This is a genomic window from Paenibacillus sp. J22FR83 (assembly GCF_059691955.1).
The window spans coordinates 44,707-68,095 of the sequence record NZ_JCAUAM010000029.1; the positions used below are offsets into that span (position 1 = coordinate 44,707).

A 23,389-nucleotide genomic window follows, 5' to 3' on the forward strand; every position below is an offset into this window, starting at 1 on the left:
AATTACGCCATACTAACTGATAACACCCGTCTATCAACGGCCTTTATTTTCTTTCTTCGCCTTCATTCGCGCTTTAATTTTATCCGCATAACCGGCTTTATTCTCTTGTCGTACACGGGCGATAGCCAGGTCGCCTTCGCTCACGTCATGTGTGATCGTGGTACCAGCAACGACATAAGCCCCGTCCCCGATTTTCACAGGTGCGATTAAATTAACGTTACTGCCTACGAACGCATTATCGCCGATTTCTGTCAGGTTTTTATTAAACCCATCATAATTCACTGTTATAGCACCGCAGCCGATATTCACATTCGATCCAACTACCGCATCACCTACGTAGCTCAAATGAGAAACCTTCGTTCCTTCACCAAGCGTCGCATTTTTAATCTCAACGAAGTCACCGACCTTCACTTGCTTGCCAAGCTTAGCGCCAGGTCTCAAATAAGCAAATGGCCCCACGGATGTTTCACTATCCACATAAGCCTCTTGAAGAACAGACTGCTTAATGGTTACTTCGTTCTGAATGATGGAATCGATGATTTCAGTTTGCGGTCCAATCGTACAAAGCTCACCAACCTGTGTGTTTCCGCGCAAAATCGTGCCCGGCAGCAGCACCGTATCGGCACCAATCGTAACATCCTTCTCGATGTACGTATTCAGTGGATCAATAATCGTAACCCCATTCAACATGTGCTCACGGTTAATCCGCGCTTTGAACAGTTGCTCCGCTTCGGACAATGCCACTCGATCATTCACGCCAATGGATTCAGCTGGATCTGCCATGCAATAGCCCTGAACGATTTCGCCTGCTCCTGTCATTATGCCGATAACGTCGGTTAGGTAGTACTCATTCTGTACATTCTTGTTCGTAACTGACCCCAGCGCAACGAACATTTTGCGATTATCAAAAATGTACGTACCCGTATTAATCTCCTGAACCGCCGCTTCCTCTGGTGTGCAATCCTTCTGCTCGACGATCCGCGCAACCGCGCCGTCTTCTCCGCGAATAATACGCCCATAGCCTGTCGGCTCATCTAGCTTGGCCGTCAGAATCGTCGCTGCCGCGCCTGATTGTTGGTGCAGTGCAATCGTTTCTTGCAGCGTAGCTGCTGTAATGAGTGGCGTATCACCGCAAATAACAACCGTCATTCCTTCTTCGTCACCAAGCAAATCCTTGGCCTGAAGCACGGCGTGCCCTGTTCCAAGTTGCTGCTCTTGCAGCGCGTACTGGGTACGATTCCCTAAATAGCCTTTAACAGCCTCCGCACCAAATCCAACAACTACTACCGTTTGCGTAACCTCTATATGTTGCAGCGTATCCACAACGTGACCCACCATCGGTTTACCAACAACCGGATGAAGCACCTTGTATAGCTTTGATTTCATTCGTTTCCCTTGTCCTGCTGCTAACACAATTGCCATGAGCTTCAACGAAAATCCAACTCCTTTATAATGAATTTATGATTTCTCTTTTCTGTCTCTGAAGCCTATCTCTAACGATGAGTTCTCCCCCAATATAGCATCATTACCTGTCAAAAGAAAAGAGAGCCCCAAGGGCTCTCTCAATAATCTGAATTATGCGCCTTCTTCAATAACTTCCTCTTCTACAGCTGCGCGATCGTATTCAGCGAGTACTGCTGCTTGAATTTTCTCACGAGTCGTGGACGAAATCGGATGAGCGATATCGCGGAATTCACCGTCTGGTGTTCGCTTGCTCGGCATAGCAACGAACATTCCGTTATTGCCATCGATGACACGAATGTCGTGTACGACGAACTCGTTATCAATGGTAATAGAAGCAATCGCCTTCATCCTCCCCTCGGAGTTTACCCGGCGGAGTCTTACATCTGTAATTTGCACTTGTGTTCACCACCTTTTTCCATCTCTGAGACTTGGGTGATATATTCAACATATCCATGCAAATTCCTTCTTATTTTTTTGAAATTTTTGATAATTTAATGTGTTCTTAATGTTTCTGTTAAATTTCGACAGGAATCACAGCAATTAGTTCAATTTCGACAAAAACATCGCGTGGTAATCTCGCAACTTCAACGGTAGATCTAGCCGGTTTATGATCTCCGAAGTAGGTAGCGTAGATCTCATTCAGCTCGCCGAATTGGTTCATGTCCTTCAAGAAGACAGTCGCTTTCACAACTTGCCCAAGGGATGAGCCCGCTGCTTCAAGCACGCCTTTCAAATTTTCAAAAACTTGAACAGTCTGTTCCTTAATACCGCCCTCTACGATTTGGCCATCTAAGCCGAGCGGGATTTGTCCCGAAGTAAATAACAGGTTCCCCAGTTTAACCGCTTGTGAGTAGGGGCCGATAGCAGCAGGAGCTGCTGTAGTTGAAATAAGTTCCATTTTCAGAGTTCTCCTTTATTTCGAATCAAAATAGTTACCAGGCTCTACCGTAATTTGTTTCGTCTTGGAGTCTACGCCATATAAACGCGCTAGTGATACGTAGTTATCCACCAACTGCTCCTCGGCTTCACAGGACTCCATGAATACGCCCACGCCTTGCACCGTTGCTTTAAACTCAGCTAGCAGGTCCATCATGCCATGAATCGTTCCGCCAACATGCATGAAGTCATCAATGATCAGCACCTTGGATTCTTCTTTCAGCGCGCGCCTTGCAAGCGACATCGTCTGAATCCGTTTGTTGGAGCCTGACACATAGTTAATGCTAACGGCTGAACCTTCCGTCACTCGGCTGTCTCTACGCACGATAACAACAGGCAGATTCATATAGGTAGCCGTCGCATAAGCGAGCGGAATCCCTTTCGTTTCAACGGTCATAATCACGTCCACGTCGCGTCCAGCGAAAGCGGATGCAAAGGTTTTGCCTATTTCGTTCAAATACTGGGGTTGTCCCATGATATCTGACATATACAAGTATCCTCCCGGAAGAATCCGTTCGGGTTGTTGAAGTTGCAAACATAAGTTCTGGATAAACTTCAGTGATATTTCTTTCGGTACTTTCGGTGAAAATTTCACGCCTCCGGCTGCTCCGGCCAGCGTATTCAGTTCGCCTAATCCTTCTTCTTCAAAAACTTCCTTGATGATGGCAAGATCTTCGCTTATGGAAGACTTTGCGGAGTTGTAACGCTCGGCAAAAGTCGTTAAAGGGATTAACGAGTGGGGGCGAAACAACAAATATTGTGTCATTTCTACCAGCCTAGCGCTCCTTTTCAACTTTTTCATCGCACTACCCCCCAAAATCCGAATATTATAATGAAAATATACCACTTTTATACGTATTTATTCAAGCAAACCATGAAAAATATGTTAACACAGACCTAACACAGACCTAACACAGTCTACTATTTAGACACGACTCTTACCATTATGCCCCATTACATGAAAAAGAGCCCCTTTACGGGGCTCTACTAAGCTTCTTTAGGTTAGCATGCGCACGGCATAAACATCCTTGCAAAAGCCTCGCAGCCCATTATAAATGCGCGCCACTTTCGCTTCCTTGGACACAAGGCCAAAGACGGTTGGTCCGCTGCCTGACATCAATACGCCGTCTGCACCCAAGCGCTGCATGCACTCCTTCAGATGTCTGACCTCTGGATATAGGTCCAGCGTCACTTCCTCCAGTACATTGCCTAGATTATTGCACAAACGATCGAACTGCTTGTCCCTTATCGCACTTAATACACCTGCTGTGGAAGGATGATGCTTAATTTCGCGCGCCCTCAGCTTGCCGTAGATCTCGGAGGTCGACACATTAATAGGCGGCTTCGCTAAGACAACCCAGCACTGCGGCGGGGATGAGATATGTTCCAGCTTCTCGCCACGCCCTGTTGCGAGCGCAGTCCCTCCCGTCACACAGAAAGGCACATCAGAGCCAAGCTCTGCGCCAAGCACTTGAAGCTCCTCATTGGAGATATTGAGGTTCCAGAGGCGGTTAAGGCCTCTCAACGTAGCCGCTGCGTCACTGCTCCCGCCTGCCAATCCTGCTGCCACAGGTATCCGCTTGTCCAGATGAATATAAACGCCCTGTTTGACGTCATAGCGGTCTTTAATGAGACGTGCAGCCTGAAAGGCTAGATTCTTCTCGTCGAGCGGAATATAGCCCGCCTGACTCGATATGATGATCGTGTCACGTGCCATCTCCTGCATTTCGATCCGATCCGCCAGATCCACCATTGTCATAACCATCTCAACTTCATGGTAACCGTCTGGTCTTTTATGTAAAACATCTAGAGACAAATTGATTTTAGCCGGTGCTTTCTCAAAAATCTTCATCCGATCACCTTCTTTTGCTCGTTAGCCACCCCGATATTATAACAAAAGCATAAAAAAAAAGCTAAAGCAATTGCTTTAGCTGTAATACGGACGTTGCGACCCTTGTCCAGACTGTTGATAAGACTGCTGATAACCACCTGACGGCGGATAGTTGATAGGGCCCGTTTGTTGCTGAGGCTGACTGGTTGATAACGACATGTGGCTCGTATAACCCTGTCCGTTGGGTGCCGGTTGATTAGCTGCCGTCTGACGATAATTAGACCCGCCCACATGCACATTGTTCGGAGCTGAAACGTGTTGTTTGGCCAGATGCTCCTCCGCAATTTGAATTGCTCGCTTCACCATGTTCCCTGCATCCTTCGTTCGAATCCCTGACCAGCCTTCTCGCTCTACAACATCGTAGAAACCAAGGTCCTTCGCTAACTCATATTTAAAACTTTCTGACATCACACTTCTTCTTCGACTCATACCGAATCCTCCTTATCCTTTGCGTACAATGAACACTGCAACCATCATAAGCACTGATTAATGACGATTTCGATTAGTATGCCCTGGCAAAGAGGATAGATACAAAGCAAAAACAGGCCACTAGGCCTGTCTAATATCGGAACGCTATTAAGCTAATGCTGTATATAAGTGATGCGAACCTGACCATCGTCATTGCACACGGTAACTTCGACGGACTCAGTTAGGATATCGGCGTAGCTGTATGACACTCGTTTGAAGGCGTGGGATTCTTGATCTAATTTCACAATAAACACAGAAGGGTAGGTTTCTTCTAAAACACCGGAACGCTCGACAGTCTTACGACGGCCACCATTCGCTCTCAACATGATCTTCCGCCCAACATGGGGCTCCAAACTGCGTTTGATTTCCAATAGCGCATTTTTTGCCATTGTCAACTACCACCTCTTTCCTTGTCAATTATAACCCATTTACCCCATCATGTCAAATGAGGTCAAATATTATATCAGCACCATAATCCCGTTGTCAACGGCATTTTTATAGGATTTGGGATTTCCTCTCCCTTCAGGTTGTCACCAATGTTCGCAAATTATTCACACTTTTCCAGTTAAGGAGAAACTTCTCCCCTTCAACTTACAAAAATGGTACTAACAGTACGAACAACGGTCTCCGCAAATAAAAAAGAACACTCTCTGCCATCCTCCACACCATACGGAGTTCATGACAAAAAGTGTTATTTGAATCCTGCAAATAGGCAGGCCTGGATCCACGTAGAATGATTCCAAGCCCTATTCGTCCTCTAGCGGGCTTAATCTAGCTATACAGACTCTTCCGTGTGCTGTATACCAGGAACACCCATCCGATAACTGCCACGCGTCTCCACCCCGCCTAGCCCTTCTAGACCTGTCACCGTCAAATCCATAATATCCAACATCGAAATCGTTTCTCTTGTCGGCGTATAGGACAGCTTAGCAGCGATGCATAGCGGATCTAAGGCATGAATAAGGATGCGCGCAGGAGAACTGGCGAAATTAGCCCCAGCTCGCAATAAGGCTTCGAAATGCGACTGACAAGCCCCTGCTACGATAATTAAGGAATCCCGATTTCTCTCATATTGCCGGGCCACCCGAACTGCATTCACGAAGTTCTGCGAATTCTTATAGCTCGACAGATTGTTCGGGCTCACGCTTTGTCGATTTTTCAAAATACCATCATGCCCCGTAATGACGACAATGTCCGGTTTATATTGAGGAAGCAACCTTTGCAGCGCTTCCGCCATTTGTGCCTCAGGAATGAAGAAACCTTCTGCCGGAATGCGTAATTCGCCGTAGAGCTGCATACTTTTGCGCAGATAGCTCGGATCGCCATCCAAGTGCAGAACCCTTCCTGGCACTTCGAAATAGCTGTTATGAGCTGGTTGTGAATTTTGTTTATGATTGACGGCCATCTGATTCTTCTCCTGCAATTGCACTTGGGACACCGCTAGTCGACGCAGCGACTCACGAAATTCAGGCGAGCTTGACCGTGGATGATCTAAGGTCTCCTTAGGATTCGCTTTTGTCAGATCCGTGAGCGGCGCATCTGCAAGCAACCGAACATCGACACCCCTCAGAATGGCCTTGAGATGCTCAATTCGTTCAATTTTAAACACGACGTCGCCGCCATAGGAAATACGGGTAACAAAATCACCTTGCCTCATCGCACAAATCCCCTCCTAAGGGTATCCTATGGCGAGACTAGGCATTTGGTGCGGGTTTATTTGCAGCCGTGCACACGAAGCGCCGTGGACAAGCGTGCGAACTCCTCCATGCTGAGTGTCTCACCTCGGCGTGAAGGCTCGATTTGGATGCCCTGCAGCAACGCTTCCAGCTCAGGCTTATTCTCTTTGGTAAAGAACCTCGCCGCGAGGTTGTTATAGAGGGTTTTGCGACGCTGAACGAAGGACGCTTGGACGACAGCGAAGAAGAAGTCCACGTCCGCCACTTCAACTGGCGGCGCTTGGCGCACGCGCAGCCGAATAACGGCGGAATCGACGTTCGGCTGCGGGACGAAGACGGTGCGCGGCACGATTGTGACGAGCTCCGGCTCGCAGTAGAACTGTACGGCAATACTTAAGCTGCCGTAATCCTTGGTGCCTGGACGAGCCGCCATGCGGTCGGCCACTTCTTTCTGGATCATCACGACGATATTCTCCAGGGGAAGCTTCTCTTCCAGAAGCTTCATGATGATCGGCGTCGTGATGTAGTACGGAAGGTTGGCGACAACACTGACGCCCTCCACGCCTTCGAAATGCTGCCGGAACAATTCCGGCAGGTTGGTTTTCAAGATATCCCCATGAACGACAGTGGCATGGGGGTAAGGCGCCAGCGTCTCGTCCAGAATGGGCAGTAGACGCTGATCGATCTCGACCGCAAGCACGCGGCCAGCGAGCTTGGCAAGCTGCTGTGTGAGCGCGCCGATGCCGGGGCCGATCTCAAGCGCAGCCTTCGTAGGGCCGAGCTCAGCGGCCATGACGATCTTGCTGAGGATGTTTTGATCGATTAAGAAGTTCTGGCCTAAACTTTTTTTGAGCACGAGACCATTCTTCTTAATAATTTGTTTCGTTTTACTTGGTGTTGCCACGTCTTCGGCTGTTACAACAACCTCTTGTCTGGTTATATTCATTGTATAGACCTCGTATCTATTTAGGGTTCTAGTCACTCCAAGAATTCTACTAGTTCAAATGTTCGAGCGCCGCCTCAAATTCCTCTTTTGAAATCTGAAACATCGCACAACGTTTATAGAATTGCTTACCATTGCAATAACCAATGCCCAGCGCATTGCCTACCGTCAAGCGGCGAGCAGCCGCATCCGGATGCACGATGAGCCCGGCAGCAATCAGATCCTCCATCGTCAGCAGCGAAACTGCTGCTTCATATTCCGTCCTCAGGCTCTGAAGCGCCTGACGAATCGTCTCTGGCGTCGCGTTCTCGACGCCGATATCACCCTTATACGCAGCTTGCTCCTGCGTAATGAAAGCATGCTTGCAGCCAGGTACCTTGGCTGCCACGATTTTGCGGATCCGTTCCCCTGCGTGATCGGGATCCGTGAAGATAATGACGCCTCTGCGCTGCTGAGCCAGAGCAATTCGCTTGAGCACGGCTTGTCCGATAGCAGATCCGCCTGTTTCAATCGTATCCGCCTGCACAGCCCGCCTAATAGCAGCTGTATCGTCCTTGCCTTCCACAACGATCATTTCTTTTATCATTGATGCGTTTCCTTCCTCAGTACGCAGAAAAAGAAGAGGGGGCTCCTCTTCTTCGCGCAGGCAGATGCCAAGCTACGTGTATGTTAGTAGTGTTCCCGCACAAACTACCGTTTACACGTTAGTTTTGGGATGGTTTTGTAGGGCCAACCACATATACAGTGTACCCTTGCTTCGTGCCAAATTTATTTGCATAACCGTGATCTTCATAGTACACATCGATCATTTGGCCTTTCACACCGCTGCCGATATCTTCAGCACGACGGAAACCAATCCCTTCGATGTATACCCACCATCCAAGCGGAATAACCTTCGGATCGACAGCGATCGTACGGCCTTCAGTAACGGTAGTACCTGTGTAGGTTTTACCATAACCAGCAGAGCCCTCCGTCTTACCTGTCGACGCAGCACCCGCAGAATACGCAGTAAGCTTCACGTTCTTCAGAATTTGTTTGTAACCGAAGGTCACACCATTCTTGGAAACTTCATCCACACTCGGTGAAGAGGCGGAGAGAACAACCACAGGATTTTTCGTGCCTACGGAAACTACTTTCTTAATGCTTTCTGTTTGTACTTCTTCACCCACAACTGCTTCCGCGACTAAAACGCCGTCCTCGAAAGTCTTTTCTTTCTTTTTGACCAACACGCCTTCTTTACCTTCTTGGACCACTTGCTCTTTCCCTTTAAGCAAAGATGCGTCATTCTTTTTCTCTGTCTCGAATGCGATCGATTCAGAGACTTCCTCCGTCTCTTTGGTCACACGGACGATTTTAATCTCATCGCCTGTGCTAAGAGCGGCTGTCGGTTCGGGAGAAATACGATCATTCTCACCAAGTGCAATATGTAAACGTTGCAATGCACTTTCTACCGTTCTTGCAGTTGTGTAAACAGTGGTGGTCTTTCCATCAGCAGTCAATTGAATCGGTGATGCATGCTCAATAACAATTTTGTCTCCACCCTTGAGCTTGGTCGTGAGTGAAGCTGAAATTTCATCGTGCTCACCAATCGTTATGGCTTGTTCATCCAGTAGGCGTTGCAGGACCCATTGCTTCGTGTGCACAACGGTTTCTTGTCCATTCACAACCACGGATACGCTCTTGGTAGCCGTTCCGTACAACAACACCAAAAACATGAAAGTCATTGCGATTGAGATTATAGCCAGGCTTAAAATCAAACGCAAGTTTTCATGCTTCCATCGCAATGCGAAGGACATGCTGGATGATCGTTTTACATGGGTCTCGCTAATTGAGATACTGCCCACTTCTTCGGTCCTCCTTCAAAGCCTCGCCGCCAGGTTACAGCATGATTAAATTTGACGCGACTAAGGTTTTTTATAGTTTAACTTAACACGCTCGCCATCATCAGCCTTGTTTCCTTGCTGAATCTGGTCGTCCCCCCCTTTTACCTATTCATCATCCTATGATTTCCGGGTTGTTTTATGTCATATGATCTGTGTAGGACCCTAAATGTGGACAAAAAGCCAGCAAGAAGAGGACTCTTCTCGCTGGCTTAGTTTGCATAGTGAAATACAAATAGCACGCACGACAATCGTTACCTCTCTTACGCTTACGAGGTTAGCTGACGGATTCGGACGTGAGAGTCGCCCTACGTAGACGCAAACTGCTTGTTTGACGTCTATGATTCACCCCTATTACTCTCTGCTTACTTAACCCGCATTGGAATGCTCATTAAGCTTGCAGTGGTTCCCCCGTTCCCACATTTGGAACTCAGCGAATGGAAAATTGGCAAATTGGATATTAAGTTATTATGAAAAGTATATTACGCTGTTAATCTCAACCTGTAAAGGGATTAACACCCGTTAAAAAGGGCTAAATCGATTAAATTTTGTTTATTTTCCATATATAACCCACTTATATCTACACGTGCCTAACTTTAACGTACGTATACTCGTTTTTTCAGTATATAATGATCAAAACTAGGCTAAAAATGCAAATTTGTTTATAATGATTCTGGTAGTATTTGATTAAAAAATACCAATAATTTGCTATTTAGGGAGGCAATTGTGATGGGCCCCATCCTGCAAGTAAACGCTTTATTCGGTGGATATTTACCCAACAAACCCGTTCTTCATAATCTAACTTTCTCGATCGGCCAAGGAGAAATGATGGGTCTAATTGGACTCAATGGTGCAGGGAAAAGTACCACCATCAAAAATATTCTGGGACTGCTCCAACCGCAAAAAGGGTCAATTCGCATTAATGGTTTAACGCTAGCCGAGGATCCGCTGCCTTACCGAGCGACATATGCTTATGTACCTGAAAGTCCAGAGTTATACGAAGAACTTACGATTCGCGAACACCTTGAGCTAACGGCACTAGCTTATGGATTATCTAAAGCGGATTACGAAACCCGTTCTCGCTCCTTATTGGAGCAATTTCAGATGAAGGACAAGCTGAACAGCTTCGCTAGTCATTTATCCAAAGGGATGAAACAGAAGGTCATGATCATGAATGCCTTCTTGATCGAACCCTCTCTCTATATAATCGATGAACCGTTTCTTGGACTCGACCCTTTAGCGATTCGTTCCTTGCTTGATCTCATGGTTCAAATGAAGAAGAAAGGTGCGTCCTTTCTCATTTCCTCACACATTTTGTCTACAATTGAAAAATATTGCGATGCTTATGTCGTTCTCCACAAAGGCCACATGGTTGCACAGGGAGATTTAGTCGAATTACGCTCCCAAACAGCGCTGCCTCAGGCGTCATTAGACGACATCTTCTACAAGCTTGTTCAAGGAGACATGGCATGAGTCAACTAACAGATCCTACATCTGCATTTAACACACATGCATTATGGAAGCAGCGTTTCCAACATTATATGAAGGAATCCCTAGGGTATTGGCAGTATGCCGCACGCAGTAATTTCATCGGCTTCTTGTTGTTTCTTGTCATCGTTTCTTCCTATTATTATGCAAAAACATTACAGCGTCTTCCGACAGATTATCCGTACCTATGGATCGTGTTGCTCGTGCTCGTTCCACTCGTTGCTTCAAGCTCCATTCGCACGTTGACACGCAGTGCGGATCGCATGTTTCTATTGCGGATCGAACATGAAATGGGTGCCTATTTCCGAAGCAGCTTTCTGTACAGTCTATCACTTCAGAGCGTGCGGTTATTTCTTGGCTGGGTTGTAGTAACGCCCCTATATAATCACTGTCTAGGCACCGAAGCTCAGCCATTTCTTCTCATTTTTGCTCTATTACTTCTATTAAAGATAGCGAACCAATTAGCTCATTGGCAGGAAGGAAGATTTGCCACTGAACGAACTCGATTCATATCTGTTTGTTTTCGGTGGGTGGCATCCCTCGCCTTACTTACAATCCAGTTTCACTACAGCAGTTTATGGGCAAGCCTAGCTGCCATACTCCTCGTATTCGTTTGGCTGATTGCCTTCCGATACGCTGGTAAATATGTGATCGGATGGGACTATTTGATCGCCAAAGAGAAACAGCAACAAGCCCGACTCTACGCCTTCTTCAATTGGTTCGTAGACGTACCTCAATTACCAACACGAATAGCCCGCCGAGGATGGATTAGCGGGATTACCCGAACCATTCCATTTCGACAGGATTCTGCGTTTCTTTACTTATATATGAAGACATTGTTGCGCACCGAGATGTTCGCTATTGTGCTCCGATTGACTGTAATCGGCATCTTAGCTCTAGTCGTTGCAGACTCCACTACTGCACGAAGCGTCATTCTACTCATCGCACTAGTGATCTCGATGGTTCAACTTACTTCATTAGAGCGTGCACATCGCTATACGTTTTGGCTCACCATGTACCCATTGGATCCCCAAACTAGAGCAGGTGCCCTGGCCTTTATCATTTGGCTAACCCTCTTACTAGAGCTTGTCGTCTTAACGATTCCATTTATGATAGGAACCCCTATCCTGTATATCCTAGTCCCTTTACTCAGTCTTGCCTTCATTTCTTTCGCATGCGGCGTTGTCTTACGCCGGAAGTTCAAGAAGAACGCCCTACTTGAGGCCGAGTAACCGAATCGCATTGTTGGTTGTAATTTCAGCTATTTCTTCCAGCGTCATCCCCCGAATTTCCGCGGCAGTTTCGGCAACTAAGCGAACGTAACCCGTTTCGTTGCGTTTACCGCGGAAAGGGTGTGGCGTCAAGTATGGCGCATCCGTTTCGATCAACAAACGATCGAGCGGAACCTGCGCCAGTACTTCTTTCGGTTGCACCGCATTTTTAAACGTCACAGGCCCTCCAAAAGAAATATGGAAATTCATATCCAGACACTGCTTCGCTGTCTCCCAACTGCCCGAGAAACAATGCATAATCCCTCCGACCTCTGCCGCCTTCTCTTCTTTAAGAATCGTTAGAATGTCCTGATGGGCATCCCGATTATGAATCACGATAGGCATCCCCAGTTTACGCGCTAACCGAATTTGCTCCCGGAAGACTCGCTGCTGAACATCTCTTGGCGACTTGTCCCAGTAATAATCCAGACCAATCTCCCCAATCGCAACCACTTTCTCATGCTGGCATAAGGACTCAATCCACTCCAAATCACCAGGCATCATGTCTATCGCATCTACTGGATGCCAGCCAACCGTTGTATAAATCCAATCGTACTTCTCAGCAAGCTCAATTGAGCTAGGAATGGTTTCTCGATTAAAGCCAACGTTCACAATTCTCGTAACGCCAGCCTCTAACGCCCGTTGAATAACTTCATCTTGATCTTCTTTGAATTGCTCGGCATTTAAATGTGTGTGTGAATCTGTTAGCATGTTCGTTCTCCCTTATGAAACGGTATATGAATGTTAGTTCTTCTTTTTTGCCCATACCTTCTTATAGCTTCTTATTACTGACTAATCCTGCTTATTCTTGCTCCCCCAGCATCTCCCAAACTTCCTGATACTCTTCCGCATTCAATCGCTCAAGGAACTCCTCTGGATAGTACACATGATGTTTACCCATCTGGAAACCGCTAATCGACTGTACGATTTCGGAACGATGTGTAATTTCAGTTAACGTCTCTTTATGATCCAGCAATAGGATTGGCAAATTATCATCATTCTCGCCAGCTCTATATACGTCATAGGATTGATTCGAAGGAAAATCGATCTCCATATAGTACGTCGGATCGAAGCCAACTTCTCTCATTACTTTCTCCATGCGCTGAATGAGTTGCTCTTGCTCTCCATCAAAAGTACTGTACTTGTACAATTTACGATCTAAGAAGCGTTTGCACATATCTCTGAGCACATCATCCTTCTCTTGGCTCCAGAAGGTCAGCATCGTTTGCATCACCGACTCATCCAATAGCAAATAATCCTCTAAGGTGATTTGGTTCTGAATAAGATGGAGAATAGGCTCAACCATAAATCCGAACGTATAGCCTTCTTCATACAAATGTTTCGCTCGCGCAAATACTTTATGCAGAAGAATTTCTGCACTTCTCGTAACGGGATGAAAATAAACTTGCCAGTACATCTGATAGCGGGACATGAGATAATCCTCAACCGCATGCATGCCACTCTCTTTGACAACAATATGCCCCTTGTAAGGCCTAATCACACGAAGAATTCGTTCCAAATCGAATGTCCCATAGTTAACTCCTGTAAAATAGGCGTCGCGCAGTAAATAATCCATGCGGTCCGCGTCCAACTGACTGGAGACTAGGCTGACAACAATCTCTTCGCTATAAGATTTACAGATGACTCCTGCTACTTTCTTCGGGAAATCCGGCGAGACACGCCTCAGCACTTCGTTCACTTCTGTATCCCCCAACACGATCCGGCAGGACCAGTCTTCGTGCCTTGTACCGAAAGCTTTCTCAAGCGAGTGTGAAAACGGACCATGTCCCAAATCATGCAGCAATGCAGCGCATAGACATAGCAGTCGCTCTTCCTTCGGCCAATCCTCGTAGTGATTACGTTCGAATTGAGAAATAATTTTCCGTGTAATTTCATAGACCCCAAGCGAGTGAGAGAAACGGCTGTGCTCAGCTCCATGAAAAGTCAAATAGGATGTGCCTAATTGCCGAATACGGCGCAAACGTTGAAACTCACGGGTATTAATTAGATCCCAAATCGTATTGTCCTGGACATAAATATATTTGTGAACGGGATCCTTAAATACTTTCTCTTCCTTCATACAGCTCCAACCTCCCTTAATAGTGTTCAGTACTTTCGACATTTTCGACATGAATCCTTCATGAATGTCGATTATTGTCGAATTCAAAATCCCAATTTATTCAGAACTTAATTACTGATTACCTAGTAACTCTTATGCGATAGGCATTGGAAAAGCCCGTAATATAATCCTTACAACCCTTGTAAATAGTGACATCGTCGTTTTTTACCGCTTTACACAATTATTCAAAATAGAGATGAAACTGCTGGTTTTCAGTGAAAATATGGTTGACTATTTTGGGAATCGTTGGTATCATAAATCAAGAGCAAATGTCGAAACATGACGATATTGATAAAAAATTGATAAAATCGAAAGGGGTTTTATATATATGATGAAATCTACTGGAATTGTTAGAAAAGTGGACGAACTAGGACGCGTTGTTATTCCTATCGAGTTGCGTCGCACATTGGGTATTGGCGAGAAAGACGCTTTGGAAATATATGTAGACGGTGAGCGCATCATGCTGAAGAAATATGAGCCTGCTTGTATCTTCTGTGGCAATGCGGAGAATGTATCCTACTTTAAGGGAAAAATTGTTTGTCATATTTGTTTAGCAGAAATGCCAACACCTGTGACAAAATAAGAAAAGTAGTATATAATATAGAAGTAGCACTTATCCTATTGGTAATTCTAACCTTTTTCATATCTCCTTTCATCTCTAACTTTGTTGGCTTCGGCCACGGGTTAGAGATCTTTTTTTGTATAGACCTCAGAAGATACAGGACTCTTATTCCATATTGAGCGTGAACAAATGATTGCTAGAAGAATTGGGCCCTATGTGAGGGCCCTTATCTGCAACAATCTGCCTTTGGCATCTTAACGCTCAAGCAACGCATTATACACATCCCGCTTCGATAATCCGCGATCCGTCGCAACCAGCTTCATCGCATCCTTGCGATCAATCCCGCGATCCTCGTAGTGGGCAACATGCTCGCCGAGCGACTTCGCCTCCCACCAACCATCGGCAGCAATCTGCACAGCCGCGGCGGATGCGCCTTCGGCGATCACGCAGTACTCGCCCTGCGGCGGGTACTGCTCTAGATGCGCGAGGCACTCTGCGATCGTGCCGCGTACAAACTCCTCGTACCGCTTCGTCAACTCGCGGGCGAGGCAAACCCGGCGCTCCGCCCCCCACACTTCCGCCATGCGCAGAAGTGTCTTCTCCACGCGGTGCGGCGATTCATAGAACAGCAATGTGTCTTGTACATGCTGCAGCCCTTCGAGCAACTTCGTCCCATCCTTTTTCTCCCTGGGGAGAAAACCGACGAAGGCGAATCGTTCTGTCGGCAGGCCTGATGCAATCAGTGCCGACAGGGCCGCATTGGCGCCGGGGATGGGTACCACCGGCACGCCCTCGTCTACGGCCATCCGCACCAGGTCATAACCTGGGTCGGAAATGGCCGGCAGACCGGCATCGCTGACTAACGCGATGCTCTGCCCTTCAAGGAGCAAGCGGACCAGCTCCGGGCCGCTTGCTCCCTTGTTGTGTTCGTGATAGCTGACCAGTCGCGTCGCGACTTCGAAGTGGGTCAGCAGCTTGCGCGTTTGCCGCGTGTCTTCCGCGGCAATCAGGCTCACTTCCTTCAGCATGCGAATCGCGCGGAAGGTCATATCTTCAAGGTTGCCGATGGGCGTGGCAACCAGGTATAGCGTGCCTATCCCGCTCGCTTCCTCGCGGTAGCTTTTTTGTATCGTTAGACTCACAGTTAAATCCCTCTTCACTTTGTATGATCGTACGGTATTTCCCTCATCACTTATCTATTAAACCTGCTCACGAGAACTCTAACGAACTCCGTCCACCATAGTAGATCTCTTTCAGCTCCTGGCAGTACTCTTCCTTGTCTGTATATACGATTAGCGGCGGCAGCGTACGAATCTCTGGCTTGCCATCCTTCATTCCTTCAATCAACACCATCATCGCTTCTTCTCCCGAGCGCGCATGCACATAGCGGATCCGCTTCGGTTCGATGCGGTACTGCCGCATGAGGCAGATGATGTCGACCACTCGTGTAGCCCGATGCACCATAGCCACTTTACCGCCAGCCTTCACCAACTTGGCACATGCTGCAATTACATCTTCCAATGTGCAATGAATCTCATGACGAGCCGCTGCAAAGTGCGCATTACTATTCTGCTCCCCGTTCGGCACTGGCAAATAGGGCGGATTCACGGTAACAGCATCGAACTGGCCGTGCCCCAAAGTTTTGTGAATCGTCTTCAAATCGCCCTGCACCATATGCAATCGTTCCGCTAATTCATTAATCTCCGCATTGCGTACAGCCATATCTGCCAGTCGCTCCTGAATTTCAACACCCCAAATCTCTGCTCGCGTTCGTGTAGATAGCAATAAGGGGACAACCCCATTACCTGTACATAGGTCTACAACTCTCCCCTTGGCTGGCAAGCTTGCAAATCTCCCTAGAAGTACTGCATCCATCGAGAAGCTGAACACTTCATCGCTTTGGATGATTTTCAAATCATATGTCAATAAATCATCAATTCGTTCAGTCGGTTGTAAAGAAACTTGCTTCATACGTCTTTCCTTTCTCAGTGTTGCTTATGATGGAAAAAAACCGTAAGGGATACACCCCTACGGCCAAACGACTTATTTATTTAAAAAGGATAAGCAAAACAAACAATCTCCCTCGGTCCGAAGGTGTCCATAATACACATTGCAAATATGAAATCCTTCATTGTATAAACGGGTTAAATTATCATATCCGGCTCCTGGTAGCTGCACCGGTTCCTCAGCCCTATCTCTCGTTGGCTCTTCGATCACAGTCTCCTCTTGTCGGATGAGCTTACGGAGTTGCTGATTCTCTATGCTTAGTCTCTTATTTTCTTCGATGAGGGTAATAATCCGTTTCTTCAAGGCACCTAATTCCGCATAGGTGGTACCCATACGTTCTTCAATCCCATCTATTTGTCCAAAAATATCTTGTTTATCCACGCTTTCACCTCTAGTGCCATGCATGCTTACTGGCCAGCGCCTCCTTGGAACCCCGATCTTCTACTCCTGTTCAACAACATCATCGAATGGTAGATCTAACGCTTTCCCAAGATCAAACAATTGAACCTTTGCTGTACGTTCTTTAATATTAAGCCCTAATACTTTACCACTGCCAAAAGAAGTAATCACTAGACGACCAACCGTCGGTAACGAATCTTTGGCACTTTCATAGTTATCATGTTCATATTTCAAGCAGCACATTAATCTTCCGCATAATCCCGAAATCTTCGTCGGATTCAAGGACAGATTCTGATCTTTGGCCATCTTAATGGAGACTGGCTCGAAATCACCTAAGAAGGAAGAACAACATAGAATTCGCCCACACGGACCTATGCCACCTAGCATCTTCGCTTCATCACGCACGCCAATTTGACGAAGCTCGATTCTTGTCCGGAAAATACTCGCCAAATCCTTCACAAGTTCCCGGAAATCGACGCGTCCTTCAGCCGTAAAATAAAAAATAATTTTATTTCGGTCAAAGGTATACTCTACGTCCACTAGCTTCATCTTAAGACTATGGTCTTTAATTTTATCATGACACGTTTGGAAAGCATCCTTGGCTGCTTTTTTATTCTCTTCAACCAAATCAGCATCCGTATCATCCGCAATGCGAATAACTTTTTTGAGTGGCAGAACCACATCGTTTTCTTTGACGATCTTTTTGCCCACTACGACCTTGCCGTATTCCACACCGCGTGCGGTCTCAACAATAACGGCACTTTCTTTCTCGATCGGTAAATCAATGGGATCAAAATAATATATTTTACCCGCCTTCTTAAAGCGGACGCCAACCACTGAGTACATCTTACACCCCCTGCATCTCCACGAGCATTTTCTCTATAACCAGCTGAGAATTGGCATTGGAACGCAGTCGCTTTTGTAATTCTACGGCTTGCTCCATCATACGCACCCAGACTGAGACATCTCGGCTTAACGCGAGGGAGCTCATCCAGTCTAGCTGGTCATTATATACAAGCTTGTCTCTGCGCTCAAGGCGCAACTGCACCATATCTTTAAACCAGAGGATCAATAAGTCGAACAAATCCGAAACATGATCCGCAAGTTCTGTTTTCACAATCCGCTGTTGCACGGTAATCATGGAAGTAGGGAAACGTGTGAGCGTCTCCTTCGCTAATTGTAACATTACGGTTCTCATTTCTGCAAACCAATTTGCTGCAATTAAATCTCTAGCTGCTTGCAGACCTGCTGTTACATGCGCAGCAGGCCCAACTAATGCCGCTGGAAGTCCTTCTTCCAGCAATGCGAGCACCATTTGCTCACGCGCCATTGGCGTAAATTGGACCCACTGAGCCCGCGATTGAATCGTAGGTAACAATGCGTTACCGTTCTCGGTAATAAGAATGGCTACTACACGAGAGTTCGGTTCCTCAAGAAATTTCAACAAACTATTTGCTGCCTGTACCGTCATTTTCTCTGCATGATACAAGACATATATTTTCGTTCCGGATGCTGTTGCCCTATAGGCGAACTCCTTCTGCAACTCCCGAATCTGCTCAATTTTAATTGAAGCGCCTTCAGGAGCAATCATATGGAGATCTGGATGATTACCATGTTCGACCTTACGGCATTCTAGACATTCACCGCATGCTTCATCCGTTCCATTCTGACAATATATCGCTTTGGCGAGTGCTATTGCCATTGCTGAACGTCCTGTCCCAACAGGACCACTAAAAATATACGCATGCGACAGCCTGTCTTGACGTAATCCGTTCTGCAGCAGCCGTTTGGCCGCTGCTTGTCCCGGTATAGCTTGGAAGGACATTATTTTCCCCCATTACACACTTATATTTTAAAATAGCAAATTGATCAACATACCTCGGATTTCTCCGATTCTATGCAAAATTTCGATCCGCCCCTGCTCATTCTCCAATAAATCATCGGCTAACAAGAGGAGCTCTTGATCGATGGCTTCCAATAGCTTATATCGTTTCGAACGACCGCGACGATCCCAGCCCTTCGTATCTCTTAAGTTAACACCGCGACGAGCTGTTTCTTCGAGGAACTGACGAATGAGCAGCTTATATTGCAGAAGCTCCCTAACGGTCATGCCCCTCGACAAGCGGTCGCCTTGAAGCGTAATTTGCTGTACCATTTTGGTCAACTGTTCCTGCGTATACTTCTCATCATGCTGTTGCATGATGTCAGAGAAATTACGCGGAGCCATCTGTGGCGGAGGCACGTTCTCGCCTACTTTAATATTTTTACCGATGGGCTGCAGCCCCGGATTAATTTTCAAGACGCATCCATCCTTGTGTAGAACTGAGTTTGTTTAGAAATGCTCGAATCGTTCAACGGGTAACACGAAAACAGCCGCTCCACCCACTTGTACTTCCACTGGGAATGGAATATATGAATCCGTCGTTCCTCCCATTGGAGAAACAGGCGTCACTAACTGCTCACGAATTTTGCAATTTGCTCGGATCACCTGCATCACCTCTTGCACACGATCATCTTCCGTACCGATCATAAAGGTTGTATTTCCAGCACGTAAAAACCCACCTGTACTTGCCAACTTCGTGGCTCTAAACCCTTCCTTAATTAAAGCGTTAGAGAGACGGTTACTGTCTTTATCCTGAACAACGGCTACGACTAGTTTCATAGGTGATGCCTCCTTATATTATAAACTAAGAATTGGTTTTCCGCTTTAGACGGAAATATGTTCCTCAAGCAATTGTTGGCAATCCTGCCATATATCCGCGGCTATGCATTCTACATCTCGATTCGCATCGATCATAACTACACGCTCTGGGTGATCAGCAGCAATTTGGTGGAAGCCTGCTCGCACTCTGCTGTGATAATCGACATTTTTCTGCTCAATGCGATCCAACTGCTGTGTAAATTCAGTAGCACCTGCTCGCAGATTCAATCGCTCCAAGCTCACTTCAACAGGAACGTCCATCATATACGTTCGAGTTGCCTGAAGTCCTGAGCTCGCATATTCCGAAATATGCTTCACCATCCCGATATCTACACCAAGCCCATGAGATTGGTAGGCGACACTAGCATCAATAAAGCGATCGCAAAGTACAATTCGACCAGCTTTCAGCGCTGGAAGGATAAGCTCGTGAACATGTTGAGCACGTGATGCTGCGTAAAGTAAAACCTCCGCTTGATCCACCATCTCCTCATTTACAGGGTCGAGAATAATGCTACGGATTTTATCGCTAATTGCGGTACCACCCGGTTCTCTTGTCACAAGTACATCATGTCCTAACTTTTGCAGCTCTTGCGCAACTTTTTTAAGCTGCGTTGTTTTGCCGGAGCCGTCCGGTCCTTCAAACGTAATGAATATTCCCTTCACGTCTTCCTCCTGTTTACTGCATTCACGAAGTCCCTTCGTGCTCTGTGTATATAGTTAACTTGTTCGTCTGCCCAAAAGAAGTTCCTTGAAACCTAATGCCCTGTTTAGCCAAGAATACGAGTGCCTCAGCTACAGAAGCTGTTATTACTTCACCCCGATATAAATAAGGAATACCTGGCGGATAAGGAATGACCATCTCACCTGAACGCTTCCCAATCGCTTCCTCTATCTTAACCATTTGCGTTGTCTCTTGAAACAAGACAGGATGGTCAAACCTTATTGGCGAGGAGATGGGCTCGTAGGTGGGTAATTTAATTATATTCGAGATAGGCGCCTGAAGTTCCTGCTTACGTCTCGTGATGTCCAAACAAATGTTGCTTAATACTTGGACTACACGCCGCATATCCTCCCGAGAGTTAGCAGGAGTAAATACCAGTAAAACCAGATAGCCATCCGTCATCTCAACAAAGCAGCCATCTGCTTCTAAGCGCGATTTGAGCTCCGTCCCCGATAAAGAATGGGTGGGATCATATATAGCTATTTTAAAAGGATCTGTTGTATCGACGACTCCCGCGCAGCCTGATTGCTGAATCTCTCGAGGATATACACCAAGACATCCTAACGCCTGTAGCTCTTCTCTGAATTCTCTTATGATATGGAGGCCTTGTTCCAACCACGCATGCCCTTCTGTATGCATTCGTTTTCTTGCTAAGTCCAAGGAGGCCATTATTGGGTAGGATGGGCTTGAACTTTGCAGCATCGCCAACAATTGTTGGAGCGCTTTACGGTTGATTCTCGGACCTTGCACATGGAGCATCGCTCCCATTGTCATAGCGGTTAGCATCTTATGTGTCGACTGCACGACGGCATCTGCGCCTTGAGATAAAGCTGAGGCAGGCACCTCCTCATGGAAACCGAAATGGGCACCATGCGCCTCATCTACCAGCAGAAGCTTACCTTTTTCATGCATTAACTTTACAAAAGGCTTCAAATCTGTTCCTATACCATAATAATTAGGATTCGTTATAAATAACGCCTTTGCAGTTGGATACTGCTCTATCGCTTGTTTAACAACTTCAATATGCAAACCTGTTGCTACGCCTGTTTCATCGTCAACCTGTGGCGCTAAGAATATAGCCTGCGCCCCCGCAAGCATGAGCCCGTGAACAACCGACTTATGTACATTCCTTTGAACAAGGATGAGGTCCCCCCTCTGACACACAGCTCCAATCATCGCAAGATTACCTACCGTACTCCCGCCAACGAGAAAATATGTCTCCTCTGCGCCAAAACATGCCGCCGCGAGCTGCTCCGCCTCCCTGATTGCACCCTCTGGATGATGTAAATCATCCAAACCTGTTATTTCCGTATAATCAATGGACATGATCGATTGTAGAAAGTTTCTACCTTCTTCTAGAAGCCCTTGGCCTGATTTGTGACCTGGCACATGCAGACTAATGGACTTCGAAGCATGGTGGGCCACCATAGCCTCAAATAACGGGGCTCGAGCCCCATGTAAATGTTCGCTGCACACACAGATCAAACTCCCTCAGCTACAATAGCTTGCAATTTTCAATTTACCCTTCTATAGTAGTGGATTAGCGGTAAAAAAACAAAAAAAGCTTCTGTAAAAGAAGCTTCTCCTCTTAATTCATATACTGTCTCGAATTTCCCATGTAAAAAGCCTTCTTCATCTGATTCACAAAAAACGGATATTTCTTGTCAGAAACGCTCGTTTTGACGATCTCTTTACTACATTCATCACATATGAACGCCGTCACAATATGAATCCCGCCAACCCGCTGTTGTTCACAAATCATACACAGTCCAAACCGATTCTCCTCCATATGATCACCCCACGATCTTTTATGACTAGTATGTCCGATTCACGATTCTCCTAAACTAGCTAAATGCTCATATTTTGGAAGGGTAATGCCGATAATACCTTCATATCATGTTACCGCAACGCGGAGGTCTCTCATATGTCAATCAAACAAGAATCCAATTTATCCAAACAATCTACGATTTATAGTTACACATTAACGAGGCGATTTTATCATTCGATATATAAAATAGTTCTCTATTACGCTTCACTTATCCTACTACTTTTGTACAAGTTCGACTCATCTCACTTGTTCCCACTACTAGTCAGTTATCCACTTATGCTCATCTTCCACACGCTTCTTGTTCGAGCTTATTTCCACTTCACCATCGGAATGGCTATGCGTGGTTGGTCCTATCGTTGGGGAATCTTCTGGTCTGGCTTCTTGCCTGAAGGCAATGCGTCAGTTCGTCTCGTTACCAAAGTACAACTTCACCTGTTCTTCATCGGACTTGCCTTGATCCTCATCATGTATCCATGGATCCCTGGTACTTGGCTTGCCCACCTAACGATCTTCCACTGTTGGATGCTTCTCCCGCGGCTTTGGATGCTGTTCCGTTTCCAGCCTTACCGTAAAGCTGGCTTAGTAAAAATATCAAGTAAGGATACGTCTTGCTATATTCAGTAAATTCCCCACCGTTCGCCTATGCTAGCGATTAACTGGAAAAACTCCATCTAATAGTGCGATATTTATCGTTTATATCGAATTAGATGGATTTTGTACAGTTAAATTCGACCTCTGAGTCAGAAATAGCGAGTTCCAACGATATTAGATGTAGATTTTGCAGCTAAATCTTTTTTCTTGGGCAAATCGATGATATTAACTGTAGTTTCTACAGCTAATCCAGTTCCATCGGGTCCATGTTCACGTTGGAATGCAAAAAGAGCCTTACCTAGATTTCTCTAAGTAAGGCTCTTTCACTTGCATTTGCTTGGCAACGTTCTACTCTCCCAGAACCCTGCGGTTCAAGTACCATCGACGCTGGAAGGCTTAACGGTCGTGTTCGAGATGGGAACGCGTGGATCCCTTCCGCCATCA

Annotated in this window: 26 protein-coding genes, 1 rRNA gene, 1 pseudogene and 1 riboswitch; of the genes and pseudogenes, 4 read left to right on the top strand and 24 right to left on the bottom strand. The window is 46.3% G+C overall.

Features of this window, described 5'->3' with window-relative positions:
* Positions 1-33: 33 nt before the first annotated feature.
* The 11 genes and pseudogenes from glmU to AC58PV_RS32915 all read right to left on the bottom strand — a co-directional run bounded on the left by glmU (position 34) and on the right by AC58PV_RS32915 (position 9,222).
* Positions 34-1,431, bottom strand: a complete 1,398-nt coding sequence (gene glmU / locus AC58PV_RS32865) for a bifunctional UDP-N-acetylglucosamine diphosphorylase/glucosamine-1-phosphate N-acetyltransferase GlmU (RefSeq protein ID WP_497437210.1) — start codon at positions 1,429-1,431, stop codon at positions 34-36.
* 144 nt (positions 1,432-1,575) lie between these two features.
* Positions 1,576-1,860 (bottom strand): septation regulator SpoVG, encoded by a 285-nt coding sequence (gene spoVG, locus AC58PV_RS32870; RefSeq protein ID WP_028557369.1) that lies wholly within the window; start codon positions 1,858-1,860, stop codon positions 1,576-1,578.
* Between the two features lie 118 nt (positions 1,861-1,978).
* Positions 1,979-2,362, bottom strand: coding sequence for a RidA family protein (locus AC58PV_RS32875; RefSeq protein ID WP_497437212.1), 384 nt, complete (start codon positions 2,360-2,362; stop codon positions 1,979-1,981).
* Between the two features lie 15 nt (positions 2,363-2,377).
* A complete protein-coding gene (gene purR, locus AC58PV_RS32880; RefSeq protein WP_056617995.1) occupies positions 2,378-3,202 on the bottom strand; it encodes a pur operon repressor in 825 nt (274 codons plus the stop codon).
* Between the two features lie 195 nt (positions 3,203-3,397).
* The gene (gene ispE / locus AC58PV_RS32885) at positions 3,398-4,252 is read right to left on the bottom strand and encodes a 4-(cytidine 5'-diphospho)-2-C-methyl-D-erythritol kinase (protein ID WP_497437213.1); all 855 of its coding nucleotides are present in this window, start codon (positions 4,250-4,252) and stop codon (positions 3,398-3,400) included.
* A 294-nt stretch (positions 4,253-4,546) separates the two neighbouring features.
* Positions 4,547-4,720 (bottom strand): annotated as a pseudogene (locus tag AC58PV_RS32890) (small, acid-soluble spore protein, alpha/beta type); the annotation flags it as partial.
* A gap of 152 nt (positions 4,721-4,872) precedes the next feature.
* Positions 4,873-5,148, bottom strand: coding sequence for a biofilm formation stimulator Veg (gene veg / locus AC58PV_RS32895; RefSeq protein WP_068663565.1), 276 nt, complete (start codon positions 5,146-5,148; stop codon positions 4,873-4,875).
* 386 nt (positions 5,149-5,534) lie between these two features.
* Positions 5,535-6,416 (bottom strand): sporulation peptidase YabG, encoded by an 882-nt coding sequence (gene yabG, locus AC58PV_RS32900; RefSeq protein ID WP_497437215.1) that lies wholly within the window; start codon positions 6,414-6,416, stop codon positions 5,535-5,537.
* Positions 6,417-6,472: 56 nt separating this feature from the next.
* Positions 6,473-7,381: a 16S rRNA (adenine(1518)-N(6)/adenine(1519)-N(6))-dimethyltransferase RsmA gene (rsmA, locus tag AC58PV_RS32905; RefSeq protein ID WP_497437216.1), complete on the bottom strand. Its 909-nt coding sequence runs from the start codon at positions 7,379-7,381 to the stop codon at positions 6,473-6,475.
* Between the two features lie 49 nt (positions 7,382-7,430).
* On the bottom strand, positions 7,431-7,964 hold the full coding sequence (gene rnmV / locus AC58PV_RS32910; protein ID WP_497437217.1) for a ribonuclease M5: 534 nt from the start codon (positions 7,962-7,964) through the stop codon (positions 7,431-7,433).
* A 118-nt stretch (positions 7,965-8,082) separates the two neighbouring features.
* Positions 8,083-9,222: a resuscitation-promoting factor gene (locus tag AC58PV_RS32915; RefSeq protein WP_497437219.1), complete on the bottom strand. Its 1,140-nt coding sequence runs from the start codon at positions 9,220-9,222 to the stop codon at positions 8,083-8,085.
* Positions 9,223-9,509: 287 nt separating this feature from the next.
* A riboswitch (cyclic di-AMP (ydaO/yuaA leader) is annotated at positions 9,510-9,704 on the bottom strand.
* Positions 9,705-9,987: 283 nt separating this feature from the next.
* On the opposite strand from AC58PV_RS32915, the gene AC58PV_RS32920 reads away from it, so the two are divergent.
* Together AC58PV_RS32920 and AC58PV_RS32925 are read left to right on the top strand one after the other, a co-directional pair.
* A complete protein-coding gene (locus AC58PV_RS32920) occupies positions 9,988-10,731 on the top strand; it encodes an ABC transporter ATP-binding protein (RefSeq protein WP_497437220.1) in 744 nt (247 codons plus the stop codon).
* The gene (locus AC58PV_RS32925; protein ID WP_497437221.1) at positions 10,728-11,978 is read left to right on the top strand and encodes an ABC transporter permease; all 1,251 of its coding nucleotides are present in this window, start codon (positions 10,728-10,730) and stop codon (positions 11,976-11,978) included. Before AC58PV_RS32920 ends, AC58PV_RS32925 begins: the two co-directional genes overlap by 4 nt.
* Here the strand turns inward: AC58PV_RS32925 and AC58PV_RS32930 are convergent.
* Positions 11,961-12,728 carry a TatD family hydrolase gene (locus AC58PV_RS32930; protein WP_068663558.1) on the bottom strand — a complete coding sequence of 256 codons (768 nt, stop codon included), beginning with the start codon at positions 12,726-12,728 and terminating at the stop codon, positions 11,961-11,963. The two genes, AC58PV_RS32925 and AC58PV_RS32930, sit on opposite strands and share 18 nt — an antisense overlap.
* A gap of 91 nt (positions 12,729-12,819) precedes the next feature.
* Positions 12,820-14,097, bottom strand: coding sequence for an HD domain-containing protein (locus tag AC58PV_RS32935; RefSeq protein WP_497437223.1), 1,278 nt, complete (start codon positions 14,095-14,097; stop codon positions 12,820-12,822).
* Between the two features lie 367 nt (positions 14,098-14,464).
* Between AC58PV_RS32935 and AC58PV_RS32940 the strand changes: the two genes are divergently transcribed.
* Positions 14,465-14,719, top strand: a complete 255-nt coding sequence (locus AC58PV_RS32940) for an AbrB/MazE/SpoVT family DNA-binding domain-containing protein (protein ID WP_028557356.1) — start codon at positions 14,465-14,467, stop codon at positions 14,717-14,719.
* A gap of 233 nt (positions 14,720-14,952) precedes the next feature.
* Here the strand turns inward: AC58PV_RS32940 and rsmI are convergent, their stop codons facing one another.
* The 10 genes from rsmI to AC58PV_RS32990 all read right to left on the bottom strand — a co-directional run bounded on the left by rsmI (position 14,953) and on the right by AC58PV_RS32990 (position 22,315).
* Entirely contained in the window at positions 14,953-15,840 is an 888-nt protein-coding gene (gene rsmI, locus AC58PV_RS32945) for a 16S rRNA (cytidine(1402)-2'-O)-methyltransferase (protein ID WP_497437224.1), read from the bottom strand.
* A gap of 67 nt (positions 15,841-15,907) precedes the next feature.
* Positions 15,908-16,669 (bottom strand): tRNA1(Val) (adenine(37)-N6)-methyltransferase, encoded by a 762-nt coding sequence (locus AC58PV_RS32950; RefSeq protein WP_497437226.1) that lies wholly within the window; start codon positions 16,667-16,669, stop codon positions 15,908-15,910.
* 72 nt (positions 16,670-16,741) lie between these two features.
* A complete protein-coding gene (gene yabA, locus AC58PV_RS32955; RefSeq protein WP_497437227.1) occupies positions 16,742-17,086 on the bottom strand; it encodes a DNA replication initiation control protein YabA in 345 nt (114 codons plus the stop codon).
* 60 nt (positions 17,087-17,146) lie between these two features.
* On the bottom strand, positions 17,147-17,950 hold the full coding sequence (locus AC58PV_RS32960; protein WP_056618027.1) for a PSP1 domain-containing protein: 804 nt from the start codon (positions 17,948-17,950) through the stop codon (positions 17,147-17,149).
* Position 17,951: 1 nt separating this feature from the next.
* On the bottom strand, positions 17,952-18,929 hold the full coding sequence (holB, locus tag AC58PV_RS32965; RefSeq protein WP_497437228.1) for a DNA polymerase III subunit delta': 978 nt from the start codon (positions 18,927-18,929) through the stop codon (positions 17,952-17,954).
* Positions 18,930-18,956: 27 nt separating this feature from the next.
* Positions 18,957-19,403, bottom strand: coding sequence for a YaaR family protein (locus AC58PV_RS32970; RefSeq protein ID WP_497437230.1), 447 nt, complete (start codon positions 19,401-19,403; stop codon positions 18,957-18,959).
* 33 nt (positions 19,404-19,436) lie between these two features.
* Positions 19,437-19,766, bottom strand: a complete 330-nt coding sequence (gene darA / locus AC58PV_RS32975; protein WP_056618038.1) for a cyclic di-AMP receptor DarA — start codon at positions 19,764-19,766, stop codon at positions 19,437-19,439.
* A gap of 45 nt (positions 19,767-19,811) precedes the next feature.
* Positions 19,812-20,468, bottom strand: coding sequence for a dTMP kinase (gene tmk / locus AC58PV_RS32980; RefSeq protein ID WP_497437231.1), 657 nt, complete (start codon positions 20,466-20,468; stop codon positions 19,812-19,814).
* Positions 20,469-20,490: 22 nt separating this feature from the next.
* On the bottom strand, positions 20,491-22,002 hold the full coding sequence (locus AC58PV_RS32985) for an aminotransferase class I/II-fold pyridoxal phosphate-dependent enzyme (RefSeq protein WP_497437233.1): 1,512 nt from the start codon (positions 22,000-22,002) through the stop codon (positions 20,491-20,493).
* A 112-nt stretch (positions 22,003-22,114) separates the two neighbouring features.
* On the bottom strand, positions 22,115-22,315 hold the full coding sequence (locus AC58PV_RS32990) for a sigma factor G inhibitor Gin (RefSeq protein WP_497437234.1): 201 nt from the start codon (positions 22,313-22,315) through the stop codon (positions 22,115-22,117).
* 135 nt (positions 22,316-22,450) lie between these two features.
* Between AC58PV_RS32990 and AC58PV_RS32995 the strand changes: the two genes are divergently transcribed.
* Positions 22,451-22,978, top strand: a complete 528-nt coding sequence (locus AC58PV_RS32995) for a hypothetical protein (protein WP_497437235.1) — start codon at positions 22,451-22,453, stop codon at positions 22,976-22,978.
* Between the two features lie 302 nt (positions 22,979-23,280).
* Here the strand turns inward: AC58PV_RS32995 and rrf are convergent.
* Positions 23,281-23,389, bottom strand: a 5S ribosomal RNA gene (rrf, locus tag AC58PV_RS33000); the annotation flags it as partial.

Coding starts and splice junctions, on each gene's coding strand:
- AC58PV_RS32875 (WP_497437212.1), bottom strand. CDS start 2,362: ATGGAACTTATTTCAACTACAGCAGCTCCTGCTGCTATCGGCCCCTAC.
- purR (WP_056617995.1), bottom strand. CDS start 3,202: ATGAAAAAGTTGAAAAGGAGCGCTAGGCTGGTAGAAATGACACAATAT.
- ispE (WP_497437213.1), bottom strand. CDS start 4,252: ATGAAGATTTTTGAGAAAGCACCGGCTAAAATCAATTTGTCTCTAGAT.
- veg (WP_068663565.1), bottom strand. CDS start 5,148: ATGGCAAAAAATGCGCTATTGGAAATCAAACGCAGTTTGGAGCCCCAT.
- yabG (WP_497437215.1), bottom strand. CDS start 6,416: ATGAGGCAAGGTGATTTTGTTACCCGTATTTCCTATGGCGGCGACGTC.
- rsmA (WP_497437216.1), bottom strand. CDS start 7,381: ATGAATATAACCAGACAAGAGGTTGTTGTAACAGCCGAAGACGTGGCA.
- rnmV (WP_497437217.1), bottom strand. CDS start 7,964: ATGATAAAAGAAATGATCGTTGTGGAAGGCAAGGACGATACAGCTGCT.
- AC58PV_RS32920 (WP_497437220.1), top strand. CDS start 9,988: ATGGGCCCCATCCTGCAAGTAAACGCTTTATTCGGTGGATATTTACCC.
- AC58PV_RS32925 (WP_497437221.1), top strand. CDS start 10,728: ATGAGTCAACTAACAGATCCTACATCTGCATTTAACACACATGCATTA.
- AC58PV_RS32930 (WP_068663558.1), bottom strand. CDS start 12,728: ATGCTAACAGATTCACACACACATTTAAATGCCGAGCAATTCAAAGAA.
- AC58PV_RS32935 (WP_497437223.1), bottom strand. CDS start 14,097: ATGAAGGAAGAGAAAGTATTTAAGGATCCCGTTCACAAATATATTTAT.
- AC58PV_RS32940 (WP_028557356.1), top strand. CDS start 14,465: ATGATGAAATCTACTGGAATTGTTAGAAAAGTGGACGAACTAGGACGC.
- AC58PV_RS32950 (WP_497437226.1), bottom strand. CDS start 16,669: ATGAAGCAAGTTTCTTTACAACCGACTGAACGAATTGATGATTTATTG.
- AC58PV_RS32960 (WP_056618027.1), bottom strand. CDS start 17,950: ATGTACTCAGTGGTTGGCGTCCGCTTTAAGAAGGCGGGTAAAATATAT.
- holB (WP_497437228.1), bottom strand. CDS start 18,929: ATGTCCTTCCAAGCTATACCGGGACAAGCAGCGGCCAAACGGCTGCTG.
- darA (WP_056618038.1), bottom strand. CDS start 19,766: ATGAAACTAGTCGTAGCCGTTGTTCAGGATAAAGACAGTAACCGTCTC.
- AC58PV_RS32990 (WP_497437234.1), bottom strand. CDS start 22,315: ATGGAGGAGAATCGGTTTGGACTGTGTATGATTTGTGAACAACAGCGG.
- AC58PV_RS32995 (WP_497437235.1), top strand. CDS start 22,451: ATGTCAATCAAACAAGAATCCAATTTATCCAAACAATCTACGATTTAT.